This window comes from Thalassospira lucentensis (genome assembly GCF_032921865.1).
Lineage (GTDB): Bacteria > Pseudomonadota > Alphaproteobacteria > Rhodospirillales > Thalassospiraceae > Thalassospira > Thalassospira lucentensis_A.
On record NZ_CP136684.1, the window covers coordinates 830,113 to 853,537 of the forward strand.

General features: G+C 55.3%; 20 protein-coding genes. 10 read left to right on the forward strand and 10 right to left on the reverse strand.

Features of this window, described 5'->3' with window-relative positions; translation table 11 throughout:
* Positions 1-14 precede the first annotated feature (14 nt).
* Both R1T41_RS04495 and R1T41_RS04500 read left to right on the forward strand, forming a co-directional pair.
* The gene (locus tag R1T41_RS04495) at positions 15-938 is read left to right on the forward strand and encodes an OmpA family protein (RefSeq protein WP_317340251.1); all 924 of its coding nucleotides are present in this window, start codon (positions 15-17) and stop codon (positions 936-938) included.
* A 54-nt stretch (positions 939-992) separates the two neighbouring features.
* Entirely contained in the window at positions 993-2,303 is a 1,311-nt protein-coding gene (locus R1T41_RS04500) for a pentapeptide repeat-containing protein (protein WP_317340253.1), read from the forward strand.
* A gap of 7 nt (positions 2,304-2,310) precedes the next feature.
* On the opposite strand, the gene mutL is transcribed toward R1T41_RS04500, so the two are convergent.
* Entirely contained in the window at positions 2,311-4,254 is a 1,944-nt protein-coding gene (mutL, locus tag R1T41_RS04505) for a DNA mismatch repair endonuclease MutL (RefSeq protein ID WP_317340255.1), read from the reverse strand.
* Between the two features lie 140 nt (positions 4,255-4,394).
* On the opposite strand from mutL, the gene R1T41_RS04510 reads away from it, so the two are divergent.
* On the forward strand, positions 4,395-5,114 hold the full coding sequence (locus tag R1T41_RS04510) for a hypothetical protein (protein ID WP_317340256.1): 720 nt from the start codon (positions 4,395-4,397) through the stop codon (positions 5,112-5,114).
* A 41-nt stretch (positions 5,115-5,155) separates the two neighbouring features.
* Here the strand turns inward: R1T41_RS04510 and R1T41_RS04515 are convergent, their stop codons facing one another.
* The 6 genes from R1T41_RS04515 to R1T41_RS04540 all read right to left on the reverse strand — a co-directional run bounded on the left by R1T41_RS04515 (position 5,156) and on the right by R1T41_RS04540 (position 13,198).
* Positions 5,156-6,514: a pitrilysin family protein gene (locus tag R1T41_RS04515; RefSeq protein WP_317340259.1), complete on the reverse strand. Its 1,359-nt coding sequence runs from the start codon at positions 6,512-6,514 to the stop codon at positions 5,156-5,158.
* A gap of 2 nt (positions 6,515-6,516) precedes the next feature.
* Complete coding sequence (locus tag R1T41_RS04520; protein ID WP_114109616.1) at positions 6,517-7,938, reverse strand: M16 family metallopeptidase; 1,422 nt, start codon at positions 7,936-7,938, stop codon at positions 6,517-6,519.
* 187 nt (positions 7,939-8,125) lie between these two features.
* On the reverse strand, positions 8,126-8,704 hold the full coding sequence (locus tag R1T41_RS04525; protein WP_062948159.1) for a DUF3035 domain-containing protein: 579 nt from the start codon (positions 8,702-8,704) through the stop codon (positions 8,126-8,128).
* Positions 8,705-8,754: 50 nt separating this feature from the next.
* Entirely contained in the window at positions 8,755-9,228 is a 474-nt protein-coding gene (gene lspA, locus R1T41_RS04530) for a signal peptidase II (protein WP_317340261.1), read from the reverse strand.
* A 69-nt stretch (positions 9,229-9,297) separates the two neighbouring features.
* Positions 9,298-12,138 carry an isoleucine--tRNA ligase gene (gene ileS / locus R1T41_RS04535; RefSeq protein ID WP_317340263.1) on the reverse strand — a complete coding sequence of 947 codons (2,841 nt, stop codon included), beginning with the start codon at positions 12,136-12,138 and terminating at the stop codon, positions 9,298-9,300.
* 103 nt (positions 12,139-12,241) lie between these two features.
* Complete coding sequence (locus R1T41_RS04540; RefSeq protein WP_317340265.1) at positions 12,242-13,198, reverse strand: bifunctional riboflavin kinase/FAD synthetase; 957 nt, start codon at positions 13,196-13,198, stop codon at positions 12,242-12,244.
* 342 nt (positions 13,199-13,540) lie between these two features.
* Between R1T41_RS04540 and R1T41_RS04545 the strand changes: the two genes are divergently transcribed.
* Positions 13,541-14,800, forward strand: coding sequence for an MFS transporter (locus R1T41_RS04545; RefSeq protein ID WP_317340266.1), 1,260 nt, complete (start codon positions 13,541-13,543; stop codon positions 14,798-14,800).
* A gap of 59 nt (positions 14,801-14,859) precedes the next feature.
* Here R1T41_RS04545 and R1T41_RS04550 read toward each other — a convergent pair whose 3' ends face one another.
* A complete protein-coding gene (locus R1T41_RS04550) occupies positions 14,860-15,294 on the reverse strand; it encodes a MaoC family dehydratase (protein ID WP_082832855.1) in 435 nt (144 codons plus the stop codon).
* A gap of 242 nt (positions 15,295-15,536) precedes the next feature.
* Here R1T41_RS04550 and R1T41_RS04555 point away from each other — a divergent pair, with 242 nt between their 5' ends.
* A complete protein-coding gene (locus tag R1T41_RS04555; protein WP_317340269.1) occupies positions 15,537-16,328 on the forward strand; it encodes a class I SAM-dependent methyltransferase in 792 nt (263 codons plus the stop codon).
* A gap of 12 nt (positions 16,329-16,340) precedes the next feature.
* Here the strand turns inward: R1T41_RS04555 and R1T41_RS04560 are convergent, their stop codons facing one another.
* Entirely contained in the window at positions 16,341-17,237 is an 897-nt protein-coding gene (locus tag R1T41_RS04560; RefSeq protein WP_317340271.1) for a sterol desaturase family protein, read from the reverse strand.
* 103 nt (positions 17,238-17,340) lie between these two features.
* Here R1T41_RS04560 and R1T41_RS04565 point away from each other — a divergent pair, with 103 nt between their 5' ends.
* The 5 genes from R1T41_RS04565 to R1T41_RS04585 all read left to right on the forward strand — a co-directional run bounded on the left by R1T41_RS04565 (position 17,341) and on the right by R1T41_RS04585 (position 22,799).
* Entirely contained in the window at positions 17,341-18,369 is a 1,029-nt protein-coding gene (locus R1T41_RS04565; protein ID WP_317340272.1) for a M23 family metallopeptidase, read from the forward strand.
* Positions 18,370-18,560: 191 nt separating this feature from the next.
* The gene (locus tag R1T41_RS04570) at positions 18,561-20,984 is read left to right on the forward strand and encodes an EAL domain-containing protein (RefSeq protein WP_317340274.1); all 2,424 of its coding nucleotides are present in this window, start codon (positions 18,561-18,563) and stop codon (positions 20,982-20,984) included.
* A gap of 223 nt (positions 20,985-21,207) precedes the next feature.
* Positions 21,208-21,330, forward strand: coding sequence for a hypothetical protein (locus R1T41_RS04575; RefSeq protein WP_256376265.1), 123 nt, complete (start codon positions 21,208-21,210; stop codon positions 21,328-21,330).
* A gap of 198 nt (positions 21,331-21,528) precedes the next feature.
* Positions 21,529-21,855 carry a hypothetical protein gene (locus tag R1T41_RS04580; RefSeq protein WP_062948496.1) on the forward strand — a complete coding sequence of 109 codons (327 nt, stop codon included), beginning with the start codon at positions 21,529-21,531 and terminating at the stop codon, positions 21,853-21,855.
* 80 nt (positions 21,856-21,935) lie between these two features.
* Positions 21,936-22,799 carry an NUDIX hydrolase gene (locus tag R1T41_RS04585; protein ID WP_317340275.1) on the forward strand — a complete coding sequence of 288 codons (864 nt, stop codon included), beginning with the start codon at positions 21,936-21,938 and terminating at the stop codon, positions 22,797-22,799.
* A 36-nt stretch (positions 22,800-22,835) separates the two neighbouring features.
* On the opposite strand, the gene R1T41_RS04590 is transcribed toward R1T41_RS04585, so the two are convergent.
* Entirely contained in the window at positions 22,836-23,315 is a 480-nt protein-coding gene (locus R1T41_RS04590; protein WP_062948176.1) for a hypothetical protein, read from the reverse strand.
* Positions 23,316-23,425: the final 110 nt, after the last annotated feature.

The window sequence follows — 23,425 nt, forward strand, 5'->3', positions numbered from 1 at the left end:
AACAGGCACAAGAAATGGCAAAGAAACCGGCAGCAGGAGCACCCGCATGGATGGCGACATTCGCCGATCTCATGTCATTGCTGCTTGTGCTTTTCGTGCTGTTGCTGACCTTTGCCGAAATGGATGTCATCAAATACAAACAGATTGCCGGATCGGTTAAAGCCGCCTTTGGTTTTTCCAAACAGGATGAACTGGCCGGTGTTGTCGAACTGGATGGCTCGATCCTTGGCAAGGCATTGAAACAACCAACCCCTGATACCCCACGCGTTGTTTCCAACATCCCCCCGGTCGAAACGCCCGAGGTCGAGATAAAGGAAGGCGACAGCAAGGCTGAAAAAGCCGAGGCACTCGAAGAAACGCTTGAAACCGTGCTTGATAAAATGGGTATGGCCGACGAAATCGGGGTCGAGCGGAAAGATGGTGACGTTATCGTCCGCTTCCCCAATGAAATCGCCTTTCCATCCGGCTCTTCGGGGATGACCCCGGAATTTGCAGCAATTCTGAACCGTCTGGTGCCCGTCATCAATCAGACCGAAGGCCAGGTTATAGTTTCCGGCCACACCGATAATATTCCGGTATCATCAAATTCGCCCTATATCTCGAACTGGGATTTATCGGCGGCGCGTGCGACATCGGTTTTGCATTACATGATTGATCAAAACGGCACCGATCCGATCCGAATGGTCGTTCAGGGACGCGGCGACAGCCGCCCGATTGCCGATAACAGTACGGCCGAAGGTCGCGCACAAAACCGGCGTGTTGAAATCACCATTGAGATGATCGACGATACAGGGGACAATGGTAGCCCAGCTAAATTCTCCCCGACCGGAAAGACACCGTCCGGCGGAGAAACCCCGGGAACAGCAAGCGAAAGCACCGCCCCGGATATTCCGCCGGTGGAACGACGTCGAAGCTTTTCCATACCGGGCAATCAGTAAAAGTCAAATGCGCCCAAGCCACAAAACCCGATAAAAGCAGGCAAGCTTGATGTCATGACATCGCGGTCACAAAAAAAACTGTCCGTCCTGTATGCCGATTACAGTGACCGGAACATCAAGGCAGTGCAAACAGCGCTCGAACCACTTGATCTGGCAGCCTTTCATACCAGCGACAATCGCGAATCCATCGTCGAACTTGCACAAATCCATCGCCCTGACCTGATCCTGATCGGTCTTTATCTTGATGGCATTCGCGGCATTTCAACCATCCGCACATTGCGTCAAAGCGCGTCTGAGGCCGATCCGTTCTGCAATCAGGTTCCGGTTTTACTGGGCGCCCCCAAACTGGATCGTCGCGCCATGCACGATGCGGTCAGTGCCGGGATCGAAGGTGTGTTTCGCCAGCCCGTCGATGATGATCGTCTGCGCAAAATCGTTCAGACTGTCATCAGGAAACCGCGCCGTTTTGTATTTGAAGGCAATTATTTCGGCCCGGCCCGCGAAGGCGACAATTTGGCCGAGCCATCCCGCAAAACCCGTCCATCTGCTTCGGTGACGATTAAACCGGCACCCCAATCAAAAATATCAACGCGTGTAGCTGCGTCGGTAACAGGCAAACCAGCATCGAGGTTTTCTTCGCCAAAAACGGATAATCCGGCCCAAAACAGCGCCCGCCCCGCAACCGGTGCAATCGGCATCGAAACAGCCGAGATCGCATCGGAAAAATCGGCGCGCGACTATAACCTTGATGCTGCCAGTTCCGTGCGCGAGGTCCTTGGTGCGGTTCCCATCCCTGACGAAACGGCACTACCAGTAGCGGACACTGTTCCGATTGATACCGCCATCGACGAGGAACTGGTTGAGATCGACCTGATGACGGCCCTTCAGGGCCATCGTCTCTGGGTTGATACCGGTGGCAAGGAAGGCGCGATGATGTCAATCGAACATGCCGATCTGCGTGATGCCGATCTGGAAGGCATTGATCTGACCCGGTGTGCCTTGCCGCATGTGTCATTTCGCAATGCCAATTGTCAAAAGGCGGTGCTCCGTCGTTGCGATATGACGGCAGGCGATTTCATCGGCTGCAATCTGGATCAGGCGGTCTTGGCTGCAAGCCGCCTTGCCGGGGCGCGTTTCACCGATGCCATATTGCGCAACACGGTGTTCCTCGGCTCAGATCTGTCAGGCGCATCATTTCGCGGCATGACATTGCACAATTGCGATCTGAGCGGCGCCAATCTTGCCAAAACCGATTTCCGCGATGCGGATTTATCCTCGGCCAAGGGATTGTTTGCCGAACAGATCCAACGCGCGCGGGTCAATGCCAATACCCGCCTGCCCCGCAATATGACGCTTAAGGAATAATGCTACCCTAGCGTCGGCCAAACATCTTTTCGATGTCATGCAGCTTAAGTTCGACATAGGTCGGGCGACCATGGTTGCACTGTCCGGAATGTGGGGTGGCTTCCATCTGCCGCAACAGCGCGTTCATTTCATCGGCGTTCAATTTGCGACCTGACCGCACCGATCCGTGACACGCCATGGTCGCGCAGACATACATCAACCGGTCTTTAAGCGCCATGCCCTGTCCCAGTTCGGCAATCTCGTCGGCAAGATCACGCACCAGCCCGGCCACATCAACCTTGCCCAGCATGGCCGGCACTTCACGCACCACCAGCGCGCCGGGACCAAACGGTTCGACCACCAGCCCCAATTCGGCAAATTCTTCGGCCCGGTCGGCAACGCGTTCGGCGGATGCCTCGTCCAGTTCAATGACCTCCGGCAATAGCAACCCCTGCCGTTTGACGCCATTTTCCGCCAGATCAGCTTTCATACGTTCATAGACAATGCGTTCATGGGCGGCATGCTGATCAACAATCACCAACCCGTCGCGGGTCTGGGCGATGATATAATTGGCATGCACCTGCCCGCGCGCTGCACCCAGCGGATGATCAACAAATTTCGATGCGTCGGTGTCATCAATCCGTGCCGACGGGGCCGCACCGGCATACCCGCCACCATATCCGCCAGCCAGCGCACTGGCCGCAGCCGCGGCAAATCCGCCATTGTCACCGCCGGTCTCACCACCAGCAAAATCGCGCCCGCGGTCAAACAACCCGCCATAGGACGAAGACGGTGCCTGGGCGGCATAGTCACGCTGCACTGCGGCCAGCCCCGGATGACTGGGCTGATAGGACCCGAAATTATATCCGCCGGAGGCCGGACGTGACCCGCCATAGGGTAAAGAGGGCCCGTCGCCCTCGCGCCTTGCGGCACCAAGCGCCATATCGGCCACCGTGGTCGATGCCCGGTGCCCTGCCCCCGCCAGTGCATGCTTTAACGCACCAACGATCAAACCACGCACCATGCCCGGATCACGAAACCGGACTTCGGTCTTGCCCGGATGGACGTTGACGTCAACATCGCGCGGCGAAAGTTCAAAAAACAGCGCCAATAGCGGATGCCGGTCCCGCGCCAGAAAATCCTGATAGGCCCCGCGCACGGCCCCCTGCAACAGCCGATCCTTGACCGGGCGACCATTAACGAACAGGAACTGCATCTGCGCATTGCCGCGGTTCAGGGTTGGCACCCCGGCATATCCGGTCAGGCGGATGCCTTCGCGTTCGGCTTCGATCTGAAGGGCGTTATCCTGAAATTCACGGCCCATCACCGCACCCAGCCGTTTCAGGCGCGCGTCGAACAAATCGCCTTCGCAGGCCGGGTAATTCAAAATCTGCTTGTTGCCATCCCCCGAGAGGGTAAAGCCGACATCGGGCCGGGCCATGGCCAGCCGATCCATGATTTCACGGGCATACATCTGCTCGGTTCGCGCGGCTTTAAGAAACTTCAGGCGCGCCGGGGTGGCATAGAAAAGATCGCGTACCTCGACCCGTGTGCCGAAGGGATGGGCGGCTGGTTCCGGAGCACTTTTCGCCCCGCCTTCGACCGTTAATGTCCAGGCATTTTCTGCCCCGCGTGTCCGGCTGGTCAGGCGCATCCGCGATACCGATCCGATGGACGGCAAGGCCTCGCCGCGAAACCCCATAAAACCGATATTGAACAGATCATCATCGGGCAGTTTCGATGTCGCATGGCGTTCAACCGCAAGGCCGAGCTCATCGGGCGTCATGCCCTTGCCATCGTCGGTGACAGATAACAGGGTCCGCCCGCCATCGCGCAAGGTCACGTCAACACGGGTTGCCCCGGCATCCAGCGCATTTTCCACCAGTTCCTTCAACGCCGCAGCCGGACGTTCAACCACCTCACCGGCGGCAATCTGGTTGATCAGGTTCTGGGGCAGGACGCGCAGGGTCATAAAGGAGATGCTCTTAATTGGGGAGTACATTTTAACCAACCTAGCAAAGCAAGATAACGTGCAGAAACTTATTTTTTGCACGAAAACAAAAATCACAAATGCTAATGTTATGTTGGTGATTTTCAATCTATAGGAAAAAAATGACTGAAAACCAGTTCATCTCTCCTGAAAACAAAGAGAAAGTCGAAAAAGTTTTAGGAGAACCCTTCATTGAAGACTTTTCTGAGAATACGTTTCGTATTCGCAGAAATTTAATAGCAATATCATCCATAGTTTTATTTTACAAATTGGGAGATTTAACTGTTTCAAAAGAAAGTTCATTTTTAGGTGTAAAACTAGACGGACTGACAAACGAAAAGATTGATATAATATTTATATGTTTAACTTCATACCTACTAATTCACTTTATAATATCAACATTTTCGCATTTTGGGGAATGGAGAGTTCGATTAAGTGGAATGAAGGTAACATATTTAACCTCTGCCATGTTCAGCGGAGAACATGAGGACAGTCCAGCAAACCCAAGGCAATCAACATTATTTGGCTATCTACTTCAAAAAAGAGATAAACTCGAATCAATTCAAACCTCAGTCGATAACTTTCAAAAACAATTAGAAGTGTGGGATAAATCTTTCTCGGATAAAAAGGACGTTGACAATAGCCTTAAAGACATAGTTCGCCGTCTAGAACAAATCGAAAGTTCCCTAAGTTTTTTAGATCGCATTTGGGTCTCTTTAAAGAGATTTGACAGATGGTTTTGTTGTTTTCAGTATTGGCAATTAGCCCGATGGATTTTAGTAGAATGGGCGGTACCAATCATTCTCGGACTTTGGGCAATTTATCTGGCGATTTGTTATTAGAAAATTTTCTGAGGGTAGGAATAATCCCACCCTCAGAGATATCAGAAAGATAGCTCACCTTCCGGCTGCCCCACCACCGTCACGGTGACATTGGCCGGATCAAGCAGTTCCCCAGCAACCCTATTGACGTCATCAAGGGTGACGGCTTCGACAAGGCTGTTGCGTTTATCAAGGAAGTCCATGCCCAGATCCTGCATCTGCATCCCAACCAGCATGCCCGACAGATTGCCAAGGCTGGTAAAGCGCAGCGGGAAGGCCCCGGTCAGATAGGACTTGGCGTTATCGAGTTCTTCCTGCGACACGCCCTTATCCTTCATTTTCTGCCATTCATCGCCAATGATCGACAGGCTCTGACCAATGGCGTCGTTGCGCGTCGCAACCCCGCCTGCCATCAGCTCTGCCTTGTCCATATCGGCCAGATAGCTGTAAACGCCGTAAGCAAGGCCGCGCTTTTCACGAACTTCCTCGGTCAGGCGCGATGAAAAACCGCCGCCGCCAAGGATATAGTTCATGATATAAGCCGCATAGAAATCCGGGTCCTTGCGTGCGATGCCCTTCTGCCCCCAGACCGCCTGGCTTTGCGGGATATCCTGTTGGATCACTTCAATCCCGCCAAATTTCGGCGTGACTTCGGGAATAGCCGGAAGGTCGCTTTTTTCCGGCAGACCACCAAAAGCTTCGTCAAGCAGCGGGCCGAGTTCCTCGGCCGTTATGTCGCCCGCAACCCCGATCACCAGATTGTCGCGCGCCATCGCATGACGGACAAATTCACGGAAATCATTGGCATTCAGGCTGCTGACCGATGCAATCGTACCCGATACCGGATTGGCATAGGGATGATCGCCAAATATCGATTTGAAAAATGCCTTTCCGGCAATATCACCCGGATCGGTTTCCGCCCGGCGCAGGCCGGACATCACCTGTGCCCGGATGCGTTCAACCGCCTCGTCATCAAAGCGCGGCTCGGTCAGGGCCAGTCGCAAAAGGTCAATCGCCGTATCGCGTTCACGCGTCAACGTCACCATCGATCCGGAAAAGTCATCGCGACCGGCATCAAAGGAAATGCTGATCGACCGATCTTCCATTTCAGTACGAAAGGCCTGGCTGTCCATTTCGCCAGCCCCTTCGTCGATCAGGCCCGACACCATATTGGCAAGCCCGCCCTTGCCCGCCGGGTCGGTTGCGGAACCGGCCCCCTTGAAGGCGAAATCAACCGTCAGAAGTGGGTTCAGATGATCTTCGATCAGCCATGCGGTAATGCCACCATCCGATGTGACTTCCTGCACCTCGACCGCACTTGCCTGACTTGTGAAGGCTGTCATCAGCAGGGTGGCCGATGCCAGCCCCAGCAGTGTTTTGCGCATTTTCAGTACCGGAGTGTTTTTTGCGATATAGCTCATGATCAATGCACCTCCTGCTCGCCGATGACCGGGGCGGTCGGCATTCCGCTGACCGGGCCGCCTTCGGGCGGTTGCAACCAGCCGGTAACGGAACGTTTGTCGTCAAACACGGATTTCGCAGCCGCATTGACCTGCTCGATCGTCACGGCATTGATCCGGTCCGGCCAGCTTTCCACCTGATCGACGGTCAAACCAACCGCCAGTGCCTCGCCCAGGGTGCGGGCAGCAGCCGACAGGGAATCACGGGCAAACACTGCACTATCTAGAAGCTTCTGCTTGGCACGCGCCAGTTCTTCCTCGGTCACGCCATTTTCGACAACCTTGGCAATTTCGGCATCAACCGCCTTTTCAAGATCGGCCAGTTCGACACCATCGCGTGGCACGGCATAAAGCCCGAAGCTTGCCAGATCGACCGCAACCGGATCGTAGAACGTTCCGGCACTGGTCGCAATCGACTGATCGACCACAAGCGATCTGAAGAACCGGCTGGTCGTGCCAGATCCAAGGATTTCGCTTAACACTTCAAGCGGGGCGGCCTGATCGGCATTTTCGCTGTTATAGGATGGTGCCAGATAATAACGCGACATGGATGCCTGCCCGACACGCGGATCGGTCAGCGTTACCTTGCGCGGGGCATGCTGGGTCGGTTCCTTGACCCGATGGCGGGTCGCAACATCACCTGCTGGGATGGCACCGTAATATTTTTCGGCCAGTGGTTTAAGCTGATCCATTGTGATGTCGCCGGCGACAACCAGAATGGCGTTATTGGGTGCATACCATTTGTGATAAAACGCCAGCGCGTCGTCGGTGCCGAGCGTTTCCATTTCATTGAGCCAGCCAATGATCGAACGGCCATAGGGATGCGCCATGTAAAGGGCAGCACGCATCTGTTCGCCAAGCAAAGCACCGGGATTATTATCAATCCGTGATCTGCGCTCTTCGATGATCACGTCGCGCTCAGGCAGCACCACATCATCGGTAAGCTGCAAATTCTGCATCCGGTCGGCTTCCATTTTCATGACCATTTCAAGCCGGTCGCGGGCAATATTTTGAAAATAGCCGGTGTAATCCCAACTGGTGAACGCATTATCATTGCCGCCATTGCGGGCAACGATCTTGGAAAAGTCACCCGGGGCAATGTCCTTGGTGCCCTTGAACATCAGATGTTCAAGGAAATGGGCGATCCCCGATACGCCCTCGGTCTCGTCGGCGGAACCGACCTTATACCAGACCATATGGGTCACGACCGGAGCACGGTGATTTTCCACCAGCACGACCTGCATACCGTTATCAAGGGTCATGGTTTGCGGACTGAAAACCGCCGCCCCGGCAAGATGGGGGCTTAAGATCATCAGAATTGCGGCAAGCAGGCCAATCGGCCCGCGCGCAAACAACGAAATCGGGGATCGGGTCGGAAATGTCATTATGTCATCCCAATGCTATAAGCAGGATCGCCAGAAACAGGCAGGGTGCCTGATCTATACGGCAACGGACAAGTTTTTGATTAAGAACTGAATATGACAGAACAAGGGCGCGGAAAGACCGCGCCCTGCCATAATTCGAATTTTGTTCTATTTCCGGAAAATTTCACCGGAATGTGACCGTCACGCTCTAGAAAATATCTTCGAGCCAGCCTTTCTGACGGCGTTCGATGACCGGTGTTTCACCTTCGGAAACCGACTCACCCAATGCCTGCTGATCGCGGATGCGTTTGGCTTCGGCTTCGGCGTCGACCTGGGTTCCGAATTCCGGCTTGTCCTGCCAGAAGATCAGCTTGTCGACGACGCTGTCGCTTTCTTCGATAAAGATCGAGGTTTCGCGATCAACCGTGGTGCGGATTGCCGGATCGGCATATTGCGCGCCCGACTGTGACAGCAGGGCAATCTGCCCCTGGCTGCGATTGCCATCGGTGATATCGCGCTTGACCGCATCGGGATCCTCACCAGTCAGGATACGACGCGCCTGATCGGTGGTCGTACCGGTCTGAGGGCGTGGTGCGCCCGGTTCGGGAACACGCAGTGTGAAATCAGGCGGCAGGCTCAGCGGAGCACGGGAAACAACCTGAAACTCGTCCGGGGCCGTTTTGTTCAGACCGAACGTTTCACGCGTTGATTCACAACCGGACACGGCAAGTGCCAACCCGCCCAGCAGCGCAACTTTGAAAATCGATGTCGATAGTTTCCGGGCCATTGATGCCTCTTTACCACTCAGTCTCCGGCATCGAAATGCCGGATCAAAAATTACCTGGATGATTTTTTACCGCCAAACAGGGAATCGATCAACAGCAGGACTGCACCAATCGTAATTGCGCTGTCCGCGATATTGAAAACCGGCCAATGATAACCTGCAACATGCATGTCGATAAAGTCGGTTACCGCCCCGTGACGCAACCGGTCAACAAGGTTGCCGACCGCCCCGCCAATCACCAGTGCCAGCGCAATACCCAGCAACCGGTCGCGCGTCCGCCACATCCAGATCAGGAAACCAATGGTGATTGCTGCCGTCGCCGCAATCATGACCCATGGGGCCTGCCCTTGAAACAGGCCGAACGAAACGCCACTGTTCCATGCCAGCAGGAAATTCATGAACGGCGTGACTTCGATCACGCGATGCGGGTTTGATAATCCGTCAATCGCAAGCTGCTTGGTCCACTGGTCGACGACGAAGACCACCGCAATAACAACCAGTCCAAAGACAAAGGCACGATGTTTCATCAACACTCTTTCTGTCTTGCCTGAACAAGGTCTTCCGGATGGAAAGACCCGGACCGGAAAAGGGCCGCCTTATTCGGCGGCCTCAATCCCCATTTCATCTACGGCATCGGCACAGCGCAGGCACACGGTTTTGTGCACCGGATGGCTGCCGACTTCGGGCAATGTCTGCCAGCAACGTTCGCATTTTTCGCCCTCGGCCAATGCCGGAACCACACCAACGCCTGCAACTTCCTCGAGGGTATAGGCCCCTTCGGGCGCATCGCCGGTGATCAGTTCGACATCAGATGTGATGGCGATTTCGGCAAGATTAAGGCCATTAAGCGCTTCGACATATTCCGCTGTCGCATAGACCTTCGGTGCGGCATCAAGGCTGGCGCCAATGCGTTTTTCCGCACGTTCAAGTTCCAGTGCCCCGGTCACGACACGGCGCAGTTTGCGGATTTTTTCCCACTTGGCAGCCAGTGCCTCGTTCTTCCAGCCATCCGAAACCGTGTTGAAGGTTTCGGAATGGACCGAACTGTCGGCACCATAACGGGCGCGCCATGCCTCGTCCGCGGTAAAGCACAGAACCGGTGCCAGCCAGCGCACCAGACAGTCAAACACGCGGTCCATAACCGTACGTGCCGCACGGCGTTTGGCACTGCTTGGCGCGTCGCAATAAAGCGCGTCCTTGCGGATATCAAGATAGAAGGCCGACATATCAAGCGCGCAGAAGTTATGCAGCTCAATAAACATCGTATGGAAATCATAATCTGCCGTGGTTTTACGCACCAGATCGTCAAGCTTGCTCAGACGATGCAGGACCCAGCGTTCCAGTTCCGGCAATTCGCTGTCCGCAACCTTTTCCGCCTCGGTAAAGCCATCAAGGTTGCCCAGCAGGAAACGCAGCGTGTTGCGCAGGCGGCGATAGATGTCCGAATGACGTTCGATGATCTCGTGGCTGATGCGCAGGTCATCGTGATAGTCGGAACTGACCACCCAAAGACGCAGGATATCTGCACCCAGTTTGTTGATGACCTCCTGCGGTGCAATGATGTTGCCAAGCGACTTGGACATCTTGCGGCCTTCGCCGTCCAGAACGAAACCGTGTGTCAGGACCGCGTCATACGGCGCACGGCCGCGCGTTCCGCACGATTCCAGCAAAGAGCTATGGAACCAGCCGCGATGCTGATCCGACCCTTCAAGATAAAGGTCGGCCGGCCATTTAAGGTCCTGGCGTTCTTCAAGCACGAAGGCATGGGTCGAACCGGAATCAAACCAGACGTCAAGAACATCGGTGACCTGTTCGAAATCCTTGGCATCATATTTGTCGCCCAGGAAATATTGCGCATCGCGCGTGAACCACGCATCGGCACCTTCAGCACAGAATGCTTCGTACACACGGTCAAGTACCCCCTGATCACGCAGCGGTTCACGGGTGTTTTTATTGATGAACACCGTAATCGGCACACCCCACGCACGCTGGCGCGAAACGCACCAGTCCGGGCGGTTGGCAATCATCGAATGCAAACGGTTGCGACCGGCTTCCGGCACGAAGCGGGTTTCATCAATCGCCTTAAGTGCCTTTTCACGCAGGTCATTATCCTTCATGGAAATGAACCATTGCGGTGTGGTGCGATAGATGATCGGAGCCTTGGACCGCCACGAGCATGGATAGGAGTGCTTCAGACGCCCGCGCGACAGCAATGCGCCAACTTCGATCAGTTTGGCGATGACCGCCTCATTGGCATCGGCTTCCTTGCCGTTTTCATCATAGATGCGTTTGCCAGCAAACAGCGGCACGGTCGGGTAATAAGCCCCGTCGCCATCAACCATTTCCGGCACTTCAAGACCGTATTTCAGACCGGTCTGGTAATCGTCCGGGCCGTGTGTCGGCGCGGTATGGACAAAGCCGGTACCGGTATCGGTCGTGACATAATCAGCCGCCAGAAGCGGCACATCAAATTCATAACCCTCACCGCGGAACGGATGGGCGGCAACGGTGCCTTCAAGGTCGGAACCCTTGAAATTGCCGACAACCTTATGTCCGGTGATGCGGCCGTTTTTGCAAACGTCTTCGACCAGATCGGCACAGATCGCCATTTTCTCACCGACCTTGGCCCAGGCTTCCTCGGCGGTTTCGGTCACTTCGATCACGACATAGTCGATCTCGGCCCCATACGAAATCGCACGGTTGCCCGGGATCGTCCATGGGGTCGTGGTCCAGATCAGGATCGTCGCATCGGAAAGGGCTTCAACCTTGGATGAAACAACCGGGAACCGGACATGGATCGTTTTGCTGGTATGGTCGTGATATTCGACCTCGGCCTCGGCCAGCGCGGTCTTTTCAACCACCGACCACATGACCGGCTTAGAGCCCATATAGAGCGAGCCGTTCATCAGGAATTTGCCAAGTTCACGGGCAATCGATGCCTCGGCCTTGTAATCCATGGTGACATAGGGATTGTCCCAGTCGCCCATCACGCCAAGACGTTTGAATTCCTCGCGCTGGATATCAAGCCATTTCTGGGCGAAATCACGGCATTCCTTGCGGAATTCGGCGATGGGAACATCATCCTTGTTCTTGCCCTTGGCACGGTACTGTTCTTCGATCTTCCATTCGATCGGAAGGCCGTGGCAATCCCAGCCCGGAACATAAACCGCGTTCTTGCCCAGCATCTGCTGCGAACGGGTGATCACGTCTTTCAGGATTTTGTTGAGTGCATGACCAATATGCAGGTGGCCGTTGGCATAGGGCGGGCCATCATGCAGGACAAACATTTCACGATCCGCCGAAATACCGCGAATTTTGCCATAGAGGTCCTCTTTCGCCCACTGTTCCAGCAGGGTCGGCTCCATCTTTGGCAAACCCGCCCGCATCGGAAAATCGGTCTTGGGCAGGATAACGGTCTTTTTGTATTCGACACTCATCGTGACGGTCCTGTCGTCTTTAAACAAATTACAAGGGCGAACCCCCGGTGATACTGGCTGCCCCCGTAAAGGCGCGCGGATCATAACGGGTTCGACAACAATTTCAAATCTTGCCGAGAATCTCTTTGGCGGCAATCACATCCGCAGCGATCTGGGCTTTCAGTGCGTCAAGCCCGTCGAACTTCTGTTCGCCCCGGATAAAGCCGTGCAAACGCACGCGAACGCGACGGCCATAGATGTCCTGATCGAAATCGAACAGGTGGGCTTCAAGCCCGGCATCCACATCCCCGCCAAAGCTGGGGCGCACACCAATATTTGCGACTCCGTCGATCCAGCGTTCGACGGTTTCATCATTTTCGTCCGATATCAGGCCAAGCTCGACGGCATAAACACCGAATTTCGGACGCAGATGATTGCCAAGTGCGACATTGGCGGTCGGAAAACCAATCGTGCGGCCGCGCTGATCGCCCTTGATCACCACACCGGCAACTTCCCACGGGCGCCCCAGCAAATGGGTCGCATCCTGCGGGCGGCCTTCACGCAATGCCTGCCGGATCGCGGTCGAGGAATAGATGATCCCGTTATCATGCGTAACCGCCTCGATCGCCGTCACCCCGAAACCGGATTTTTCGCCGATTTCACGCAGCAGATCGACATTTCCCGCCCGGCCCTTGCCAAAGCAGAAGTCCCAACCGACAACGACATGGCGCACACCAAGTCCATTCACCAGAATGCGTTCGATAAACTCTTCGGCGCTCATCGCGGCAAAATCGCGATTAAACTCGGCTTCGAAAAACAGATCGATATCCAGATCGGACGCCGCCGTAATCCGGTCATCGGCCGATGTCAGACGGAATTCGGGTTCGCCTGCGCGGAACAGCATCCGGGGATGAGGTTCGAACGTCAGAATGCCCAGCGGTGCATTCAGATCGCGAGCGATCTTGCGCGCATGATCAAGCAACGTCTGATGGCCCAGATGAAGGCCGTCAAAATTGCCAATCGCGACAACCGCGCCACGCGCGTCATTACCCAGATTGTCAAAAGATCGAAAAACGCGCATCCGCGCCGGTCTCTCTTTTTTGCTCGTCATCATGCCGGCAGATCGCATATCCGCACAGTCCAGCGGGCAGCTATAAAGCGCGCAAGCCCGAAGCGTAAAGACTTTTCCGACAAAAAGCGTCTGGCTGCTGCTATGCGCCCGGATCATTGTGGTCGCAGATTTTTAAAAAATCGCGCTGTTTTACCCCTTGACCTCAACTTTACTTCAGGATGCAGGATCATTGTCACGCCCCCCCCCGACAAAGGGGTTTCAACCAATACCGGTAAGCGATCAGAACCTTTTGCACCACCACACGGAACCCCGGCCTGCCTCGCGCCAATCAAACCGATCGGAGACTGCCCTGTGACTGACCAGCCCCTAACACGCCAGCAAGATATGCCAACCGAAACACCAAGCCTTTCGATCCGGATCACCATGCTGCTTCTGGCGTCGCTGACGATCATGTCGGGCGCGCTGATCGCGACATCGCTTCCGGGGATCGAAGCCCGCTTTGCCAATCATGAAAATGTCGTGATGCTCAGCCGCCTTGTCCTGACACTGCCCGGCCTGTTCGTTTCCATCGGTGCGCCCTTTGCCGGGGCGATTGCGGATCGGATCGGGCGCAAACCGCTGCTTCTGGTGTCGCTTCTGCTCTATGGAACCGCCGGTGCATCGGGCCTGTTTGCCGACAGCCTGTCTGGCCTTCTGATCGGTCGGGCGTTGCTTGGTCTTGCGGTTGCGGGAACCATGACCACCGCCACCGCCCTTGTCGGCGACTATTTCAGCGGTGATATGCGCGACCGCTTCATGGGATATCAGGTTGCCTTCACCGGGCTTGGCGGGCTGGTTTTTATTGCCGGCGGCGGTGTTTTGACCGAACTGCACTGGCGCAGCCCCTTTGCGGTCTATGCCATTGCCTTCCTGCTGATCCCGGCGGTTCTGAAAGTATTGTATGAACCCGAACCGGTCCGGCACGAACCTGGACACGTTCCCGCAGATGATGTCACCCGGCGCGATATCCTGCTGGTCGCATTATTCTGCCTGATAGCCGCCCTTAACAGCACGGCCTTCTACCTGATCCCGACCCAGATGCCATTCTATATCGAAAAACTCGGCATTGCGCCCGCCAGCGGCACCGGTCTTGCCATGGGCCTATTGCCACTGGCATCGGCCATCGCATCACTTAATTACGGACGTCTGCGGCGTCACTTCACTATCCCGGCCCTGTTTGCCATTGGTTTTGGCATTATGGCAGTGGGCATGAACCTGATCGCCCTGACCCAGGATTATTTCGGCATTGCCGGTTCCATCGGATTGACCGGGTTGGGATTGGGCATGGTGATTTCGAACATGATGGCCGGTGCCATGGCGGTCGCCCCACCATCCATCCGTGGTCGCGTTGCCGGGGTGCTGACTGCCAGCATCTTTATCGGCCAGTTTCTATCCCCGCTGATCAGTCAGCCATGGGTAGATGCGTTCGGATACCGCGCGATCTATCACGATATGGGCATGCTTGTCGGATGTTTCGCCGTGGTCGGACTGCTGACCGCCATCAGACGCCGGATCAGCGTCACCGCCTCGGGCAAAGCTGCACCCCGCCCCCGTGCCTATGGGGTTTCCTGATCCGGATGCTGGCGCGATGTCCGTCGCGCCAGCTTTTCTTTGCGGGTGTCTTCCTGTTGTCAGGCTGCGGCGCGCGATGGCACCATCACCATCGCCTCGCCCGCGATCACGCATTTATCGCCAACATAACAGTTGGTTTCCAGAACCACCCGACGCTTGGGCGCGATGATCTCGCGCACCGTAACCTTTGCGGTCACAGTATCGCCAATACGGACCGGTGCCTTGAACTGCAAATTCTGCGATAGGTAAATCGTGCCCGGCCCCGGAAGACGCGTACCCAGCACGGTTGAAATGAAACCGGCTGACAACATGCCATGCGCAATGCGGCCTTCAAACATCGTGGTTTCGGCAAATTCCTGATTAAGATGAACCGGGTTGGTATCGCCGGACAATCCGGCAAACATCACGATATCGGTTTCCGTCACGGTTTTGGCGTAACTTCCGACCATGCCGATCTCGATATCCTCAAGATACAGCCCTTCCAGTCCGTTCATCTCTCTCATTTCCTGACTTTCCTTGCCTGTTTCTGATCGCTGCGTCTGACTTCTGATTTATTTTTGCGCCGCAGCATTCGCAATATTATTTCGCGTTTTCTTTTTTCGGCAATGGGTAATTGGTTGAACAGGGTAATTTCACAGGCTTGCCATATCCGGCGGAACTGCCCAAATGGGGACTTCCGTCCTGCACCGTCACGGTGCAAACTGCCCCTCAGAACAACAAATTGCGGAAAACGTCCATGAATGCGACCACTGCCGACATCTATGAAATCGCCATGGGCCGATGGAGCCGCCGCCTATCGCGCAACTTCCTTGATTTTGTTGCGGCACCCTCCTGCGGTTCGCTGATTGATGTCGGCTGCGGTACCGGCAGCCTCACACTCGCCGCCGCCACGCGGTACCCAAAGGCACGCATTGTCGGGGTCGATCTGATCCCGGATTACCTGTCCGAAGCGTTGCTTAGCGCCGCCCCCAATGTCAGCTTTGAAACCGGGGATGCCAGCAACCTGCCGTTTGGCGATGACAGTTTCGACACCGCCTTTTCGCAATTGCTGTTAAACGATCTGGAAGGTCCGGCGGGTGCTGTTTCGGAAATGGTTCGCGTCACCAAACCGGGCGGGCGGATTGCAGCAAGTGTCTGGGATCGTGCCGGGGGATTATCCTTTATCCGCCTGTTTCTCGATGCCGCGGCCGTGATCGCCTATCCATCAGGCGATGAATTGCGCAGCAGGATTTTCGACATCCCCTATCAAAGCGAAGACGCCCTGTTTGATCTTTGGTCCGATGCCGGTTTGCGTGATGTCGATACCGCAACCCTGTCGATACGCATGGATTTTCTGGATTTCGAGGATTACTGGCAGTCGCTTCTGGGTGCGCACAGCCTGATCCGTGATTTCTTTACCGGCCTTGATCCCGAATTGGCCCTGCAGCTGCGCACCGCTACCGAACGGTCCTATCTGGGGGGCAAGGATGATGGTCGCCGTTCGCTGGTGGCATCCGCTATGGTTGTGCGCGGTATCGTCGGGGAATAGGCGACGATTACATCAAGACCGGCGAAACGGCATCCATAATACCGACCAAAGGCTTTGACTGCGTTTGTCGCGAAATTCCTTAAGTCCGATCTGCATGTCATGATCATTGGTCTTGGTATGGTCGACATAACTGACAAACAGCCGGTCCCAAACCGACAGGATATTTCCGTAATTGCTGTTGGTTTCGCGCATCAGGCTGGAATGATGCACCCGATGCATATCGGGCGTTACAATCAATCGGCGCAATAACCGGTCAAACCCGCCGGGCAAATGAACATTGCCGTGATTAAACAGCGCAAATCCGCTTAGCATGCTTTCATAAATCACCACCGCCCACGGATCAGCCCCCAGCAGGATCACAAAAGCCGATTTATAAATCGCTGATGCGACAATTTCGAACGGATGAAACCGCACCGCGGTCGAGACATCAAATTCGATATCGCAATGATGCACCCTGTGGAACCGCCAGAAAACCGGCACGATATGCGTCAGGCGGTGCTGCCAGTAAACCGCACAATCAAGTGCGACGATTGCAATCAGGCCACTCAGCCACCCGGGTAGGCTCATCAATTCCTCGGCCTGATTGATCACGCCCCAGCCCTGCAGTCCGGCCAGAATGGCCGCGGCAATCATCGCGGCCCCGATGGTGAAACGGGTTAATGCAGCCCCCATCAACAGCAAACCAAAATTGGTCAGCCACCGCCCTGGGTTGCGCAACCCACCCGCCGGACGATAAGGCATGAACGCCTCCCACATTGCCATCACGACAAGGATGGCGGCAAAGATACCCAACCTTAAAAGCCCGGCCTGTTGGTCCATCATGTTCCTGCCAAATACCAGGGTGGTGACGACGATTGTGTCTTTATGGTCATAGTCGATGATATTGAAACAATACAGTACCTTGCCCATCGCAAGTCCATCACCATTATGTTAGATGAAGGATGTGTGACGAAGCAGTCCTGTCAAAAGCGGTTTCAAAACCGACGGTACAGGGCACCGGCAGGAGGATTTGATGGGGCAGGCGACAGGATGTATTGCGGCAGGTTTGTTCGGGGTCCTGATCCTCGTGCCGTTCGCGACCATCGCCCGCGCGGATGGCCCGCCATTTGATCTGCCGGTCGATTGCCCCTATGGCCAGTGTGATGTGGTCCATTATGTCGACCATGATCCCGGCCCCGAAATTCGTGATTTTGCCTGTGGCACCACCACCTATGAAGGCCATCGCGGCACAGATTTTTCCATCCCTGACGAAGCTACCATGATTGGCGGCGTTGCCGTCAACGCGGTTGCCGCCGGCACTGTGATTGCCACCCGTGACGGGGTCGAGGATATCGACGCCGGCCGACTGGTCGGGGATTCGCTTAAGGGGATTGAATGCGGTAACGGCATTCTGATCAACCATGAAGACGGCTGGCAAAGCCAGTATTGCCATCTGCGCCGCGGATCACTGGCGGTAAAAAAGGGCGATACGGTCGAACGCGGCCAGACAATCGGGCTGATCGGCATGTCCGGACAGGCCACCTTCCCGCATCTGCATTTCAACCTGCGCAAGGATAACCAGCTTATTGATCCGTTCAGCGGCACGCCAATGGGTGCTGTCGCCCCGCAGGATTGCAATGCCAATAACGCCGTTCTCTGGACCGAGGCCGCGCAGGAACAGATGTCCTATCGCGCCATAACGCTTTACGCGTCGGGATTTTCGTCAGCCAAACCCAATGCAACCGATATCAAGCGCGGCTATGGCAAAAGCAGCGAACTGCCCGCCTCAAGCCCTGGCCTGTTTTTCTGGGCCTATCTGATCGGGGCGGCCAATGGCGATGTCATCCGCCTGCGTATGGATGGCCCGAACGGCATCGGCGGCCATCGTGATTTCACCATAAACGTCGAAAATGATAACGGCCCGCGCGCCAAGTGGTTTTACGTCAATATCAACCGCCCCGGTGATCGCTGGCCCGCAGGAGCCTATCGCGGTGAGGTAACCTTCACCCGGCCTGGGCAACCGGCTCGGGAAATCGGCATTACCGACCTCACCATTCGCTAGGCGGAACGTTTAATTCATTTGTCTTCAAGTCTGGTTGCGCGTGCGCTTCGTACCTATGTTTCATGGTAGCATTTTAAAAAACGCATGCTCGACAGGTTCATGATCGTGATAACCAGAATTACATTAGATAATCTCCTTGTAAGCTGATATCTAACGATCATCCCCAAGACAGATTTCCGAACGGCGAGTGGATGTATAGAGTTCTCGATTGCCTGACCACACAGCATGACCCGTGGCTGGTTCTGATTGCCGTCCTGCTGTGCCTTGGCGGGGTGCATACGGCATTCAACCTTTATAGCCGCGCATGCGTCGGACGCCTTCAGCAAAAACTGAGCTGGCTGTTCCTGACCGGTGTGGTGACCGGTTGTGCAATCTGGGCAACCCATTTCGTTGCAATGCTGGCCTACGACCCGGTTTTGCCGGTTGGCTATAATCCCGGTCTGACCATCCTGTCGCTTTTGATTGCGATTGTTGCAACCTTCATCGGCTTTACCATTCCCGGGGTTGCGAAACAAAACCTTGTTCCGGCACGTCTGGTCGGTGGTCTTGTCGTTGGACTCGGTATCTCGGCAATGCATTTCACCGGGATGGCTGCAATGCGGGTTCCAGGTGTCATAAGCTGGCATATGGATATTGTCTTCGCCGCCATTCTGATGGGGGCTGCATTTGGTATGGTCACGCTGCTGATCGCGGGAAAAGCCCAGACGAGGCGTGAAAAGACCTATGGCAAAATCGGGCTGACCGTCGCCATTGTCACCATGCATTTCAGCGCCATGGGCGCATTGATCATCACCCCGGATCCAACCATCCCCGTCCCGGCACAGATCATTTCGCAAAGCAGTCTGGCGCTTGCCGTTGCCATAGTTGCCACCCTTGTCATCGGGATCGGCTTTGTCATGGCGATGATTGACCGGCAATTGCGCGAAAATGCCTCGGCGCGAATGCGCATCTTTGGCGATTCAGCGATCGAGGCGCTGGTGATGACCCAGAATGGTATTATCGTCGATGCCAATCACAGCTTCCTGAAGATGATCAAGGGCGAAACAGCAACAATATCGGGGGTCGATTTTATCGAAACGTGGCTGCCTGATGCCTCTCCTGCGTTTCGCGATGGGGCCGAACATTACACCGAAACCAGTCTGGCGCTCAGTCCCGGCCATACGATACCGGTTGAAGTGATCCGCCGCGATCTGCCTGCCGACGAATTTTCCGAAGATGCGGTGATTTACGCCCTTCGCGATTTGCGCGAACGTTACGAGGCGGAACGTCATATCCGGTATCTCGCGGAACATGACGCCCTGACCAAGCTTCTGAACCGGGCCACTTTCCATGATCGTCTTGCGCTGGCACTGGAACAGTCGCGTGTCACCGGAAATCCGGTTTCGGTTCTGTGTATCGATCTTGATCATTTCAAGGAACTGAACGACACCTATGGCCATATCGCAGGTGATCACGCGCTTCGCGAAGTCGGCGAACGGATCGGCAAACTGATCGAGGATAACGTGATTTTTGCCCGTGTCGGCGGGGATGAATTCGTTGCACTGATCGTGCATGACAATCCCGACCCGGGCAGCATGATCGCGACCGCACAGAACAAGGCACAGGCGCTTCTTGATTGTCTGAGCGTTCCCGTATTTATCAATCCCGGCAATTCGGCCCGGATCGCAGCAAGTGTCGGCATCGCGCATTTCCCTGATGATGGCGATGATATCGAAAGCATCATGTTCCACGCCGATCTGGCGATGTACCGGGTCAAGCAGGGCGGCGGCAATCATCTGGTTTTCTTCTCGCCGGAAATGGATGATGAATACCGATACAAACGTCAGCTTTCCGGTGCCCTTCGCCATGCAATGGATGAAAACGCACTCGAACTGCATTATCAGCCGCAATGCAATGCCCACAGCAGCAAGATCATAGGTTTCGAGGCATTACTGCGCTGGCATCACCCCGAACTCGGTCAGGTACCGCCATCGCGCTTCATCCCGATTGCCGAGGAAACCGGCCTGATCAATCCGCTGGGTGAATGGGTTATGCGCAAGGCCTGCGAAGAGGCCGTAACCTGGACCAACCCGCTTGGTATCGCGGTCAATCTGTCCGCAGTTCAGTTGCAGAACCTTGATCTGGCTCAGACAGTCGCCGGTATCCTTGACGAAACCGGACTGGCTCCGGAACGGCTTGAGCTGGAAATCACCGAAACCGCCCTGATCCACAATGCGTCCAGATCACGCAAAATTCTGACCGAAATCAAGGCTCTTGGCGTTCGGATCGCGATGGATGATTTCGGGACCGGCTATTCGTCACTCGCAACCCTGCAGAACTTCCCGGTCGACCGTATCAAGATCGATCAGTCATTCATCGCAAGACTGATGGCAAGCGAACAAGCGGTGGCGATTGTCCGTGCCGTGATCAATCTGGGCCGCGACCTTAAACTCGAAGTCATCGCCGAAGGGGTTGAAACCGAGGATCAGGTCGCCTTCCTGACGGCCAATGATTGCGATGCGGTTCAGGGATACAAGTTCGGTCATCCCCGTCCGATTGCCGACTATCAAACCACCGTCAGCGGGACCGCCGTCGCGGCGCAGCATCGCAGCATCGCGGGAATCGGCAGTAACTGAGCCGGTCCGGCTTCCCGATTCTGACGTTTTTATGCAGCGCACCATCAACCTTTGGTTATTTGTGACCAAATTCGATACAGAAAAGCTGGCCTTTTCCATCAGGTTGAAAGTTTTTTGACGATTTTCAAAGGACAGCACTTGTATCGGGACCATATGCCTGCATATATTTCAACAGTGCGCCATACGGTGCATTTAAAGATACCTGTCATAAGACGGAGTAAAAATGATGAATAAGCGCAAAGCCGTTGCTATCGCCGTTGCCCGTGAACAGCAGATTGCCCGTTCGATGGAAATCCTGTTTGCTGGCACCATTCTGGCTCTGATTGCATCGCTTCTGATCCTCTGATCTTTTTTGTAACGCGCTTCGTCATTTAATCGGCCGTTAGCCATCCGGGATAACGGCCCCGAACGTTCAAGAACATTTTCATGAACAACCGCCGCCTTTTCATCGTTGCCATTACGCGAATTACCAGCCCGGTGGTCTGAGGACCCCGGGACGTGTCTTTTCGCCTTTTGGATACAATGAAAATGTGTGTGCATTGTCATGACCGATCATGCCTTTCTCGCGCCGCTTGAAAGCGCGCAGCCGACCAAATCCGTTTATTGTTTCGCCGTTCACGCCGCCGCAGAACCCGATGTGATGCCGCGTGTTCTTGAACTGTTCTCCAAACGCAATCTTGTCCCCGCAAGCTGGCATTCCACCGTCGCCGACGGCCATGCCGGTTTCAGCGAATTGCAGATCGATATCCAGATACAGCAACTTGAAACCAAGGTTGCCGAACATATCGCCCGGTGCCTGCGTCAGATCGTGCATGTGAATACGGTCCTGACCTCGGAAAAGGGATATTCCAACTCGGCACTTGGCGCTTAGGTCTTGGACGCTTAGTCTGTTCGGGTCGCGGCGCTGCAATATGATCGTGTTGCAGCGCGCCCCAACCGACGGAGCCCGCCTTGACCTATCTTGACCATATCAAAGCCTGCAACAACGCCAATCCGGCACGCTATGTGCCGTTCCGCATCAACGGAATGTCGATGGGGGCGCTACGTCCGGACTTCGCCACAGCCCTTGTATCGCTGGGGTCCGACTTTGTGCGCGACGACAATGGTGAATTCTGTTTCGCGCCGCATATCGTCAATCTTGATGACCGCAACCGCGTGCTCGATACCGCGACCAGAGCACTGCGCGACAAGGGTGTGATCCGTCGCCTCCATGGTGAACGGTTCGATATCCGCCCGACACTGGGCCATGATCCCCTATGCCAGCTTGATCGATCCGCCATGCCCTATTTCGGGTTCCGGTCCTGGGGCGTGCATATGAACGGTTATGTGCGCAAGGGTAACGACATCCATATGTGGGTCGCCCATCGCGCCAAGGACAAACCGACCTATCCCGGCATGCTCGATAACATGGTCGCCGGCGGACAGCCCGCCGGTCTTGGCTTTCAGGAAAACATGATCAAGGAATGCACCGAAGAAGCCGCCATTCCCGAAACCCTTTCCCGGAATCTGAAGCCGGTCGGCACCATTTCCTATCTGTATGAAACCAACGAAGGGCTAAAACCCGATGTGATGGTCAATTACGATCTGGAACTGCCCGCCGATTTCGTCCCGCAATGTGCCGATGGCGAGGTCGAACGTTTCGAACTGCTTCCGCTGGCCGAAGTCGCCGAAATCGTACGCAAAAGTTTCGATTTCAAATTCAACTGTGCGCTGGTGATCATCGATTTCCTGATCCGACACGGCTTTTTGACCGCCGATAACGAACCGGAATATTGCCAGCTCACGACCGGTCTTCATCGCAATATTTTCAGATAGGGATTTGTCGATTTGTTCCGCGCGGAAACGCCTGACTTATTGTTTGGTCGGCGGACCGCCCATAAGTGCGCCGACCGCCATCAGGGTCAGCTTGGCACGCAGTTCCGGGTCAAGCTTGTCCAGGTCTTCCTGCTTGGTGCGCATCGCGCTGAGCGCCTCGGAAATCAGCTTGGCGCGCTGATCATCGGCTGCGCTCGGCATCCGGCTTTTCTTTTTGCCGATCTTGGCATCGGCTTCTTCCAGTGCCTTCAGGATCGCTGTCTGCGGATCACTTGATGATTCTGTCAGGGTCTCGGCCAGGGCCTGGGCCCGGGCCTCGTCAAAGGACATGCCGCTTTCCTGATAGGCCATCGCCCGGTCTTCGATCCGGCGTGCCTGTTTGGCCTGGGCAGCGGTGCGGGCGGCCATATCGGGATCATTCAATTGCAGGGACTGCGCATCGCTATAGGCCTTCAGGGCCTCCCGTCCGCGTTTTCCAACGAAAACGCGCAGCAGCGTCTCCTTTAGCATTCCCATTCATCATTCCCGCTATGGTTTGATTGCCTTTACCGCAAGACAACCATTATGCCCCCAAAGGGTTTCAAAATCATTGCTTCAAATCCGCCGGAACGCGCCAGAACCACGAT

Coding starts and splice junctions, on each gene's coding strand:
- R1T41_RS04580 (WP_062948496.1), top strand. CDS start 21,529: ATGACCGATCATGCCTTTCTCGCGCCGCTTGAAAGCGCGCAGCCGACC.
- R1T41_RS04515 (WP_317340259.1), bottom strand. CDS start 6,514: ATGAGCTATATCGCAAAAAACACTCCGGTACTGAAAATGCGCAAAACA.
- R1T41_RS04495 (WP_317340251.1), top strand. CDS start 15: ATGGCAAAGAAACCGGCAGCAGGAGCACCCGCATGGATGGCGACATTC.
- R1T41_RS04550 (WP_082832855.1), bottom strand. CDS start 15,294: ATGAACGGACTGGAAGGGCTGTATCTTGAGGATATCGAGATCGGCATG.
- mutL (WP_317340255.1), bottom strand. CDS start 4,254: ATGACCCTGCGCGTCCTGCCCCAGAACCTGATCAACCAGATTGCCGCC.
- R1T41_RS04540 (WP_317340265.1), bottom strand. CDS start 13,198: ATGCGCGTTTTTCGATCTTTTGACAATCTGGGTAATGACGCGCGTGGC.
- R1T41_RS04560 (WP_317340271.1), bottom strand. CDS start 17,237: ATGGGCAAGGTACTGTATTGTTTCAATATCATCGACTATGACCATAAA.
- R1T41_RS04590 (WP_062948176.1), bottom strand. CDS start 23,315: ATGGGAATGCTAAAGGAGACGCTGCTGCGCGTTTTCGTTGGAAAACGC.
- R1T41_RS04525 (WP_062948159.1), bottom strand. CDS start 8,704: ATGGCCCGGAAACTATCGACATCGATTTTCAAAGTTGCGCTGCTGGGC.
- R1T41_RS04575 (WP_256376265.1), top strand. CDS start 21,208: ATGATGAATAAGCGCAAAGCCGTTGCTATCGCCGTTGCCCGTGAACAG.
- R1T41_RS04510 (WP_317340256.1), top strand. CDS start 4,395: ATGACTGAAAACCAGTTCATCTCTCCTGAAAACAAAGAGAAAGTCGAA.
- lspA (WP_317340261.1), bottom strand. CDS start 9,228: ATGAAACATCGTGCCTTTGTCTTTGGACTGGTTGTTATTGCGGTGGTC.
- R1T41_RS04570 (WP_317340274.1), top strand. CDS start 18,561: ATGTATAGAGTTCTCGATTGCCTGACCACACAGCATGACCCGTGGCTG.
- R1T41_RS04500 (WP_317340253.1), top strand. CDS start 993: ATGACATCGCGGTCACAAAAAAAACTGTCCGTCCTGTATGCCGATTAC.
- R1T41_RS04565 (WP_317340272.1), top strand. CDS start 17,341: ATGGGGCAGGCGACAGGATGTATTGCGGCAGGTTTGTTCGGGGTCCTG.
- R1T41_RS04555 (WP_317340269.1), top strand. CDS start 15,537: ATGAATGCGACCACTGCCGACATCTATGAAATCGCCATGGGCCGATGG.
- R1T41_RS04520 (WP_114109616.1), bottom strand. CDS start 7,938: ATGACATTTCCGACCCGATCCCCGATTTCGTTGTTTGCGCGCGGGCCG.
- ileS (WP_317340263.1), bottom strand. CDS start 12,138: ATGAGTGTCGAATACAAAAAGACCGTTATCCTGCCCAAGACCGATTTT.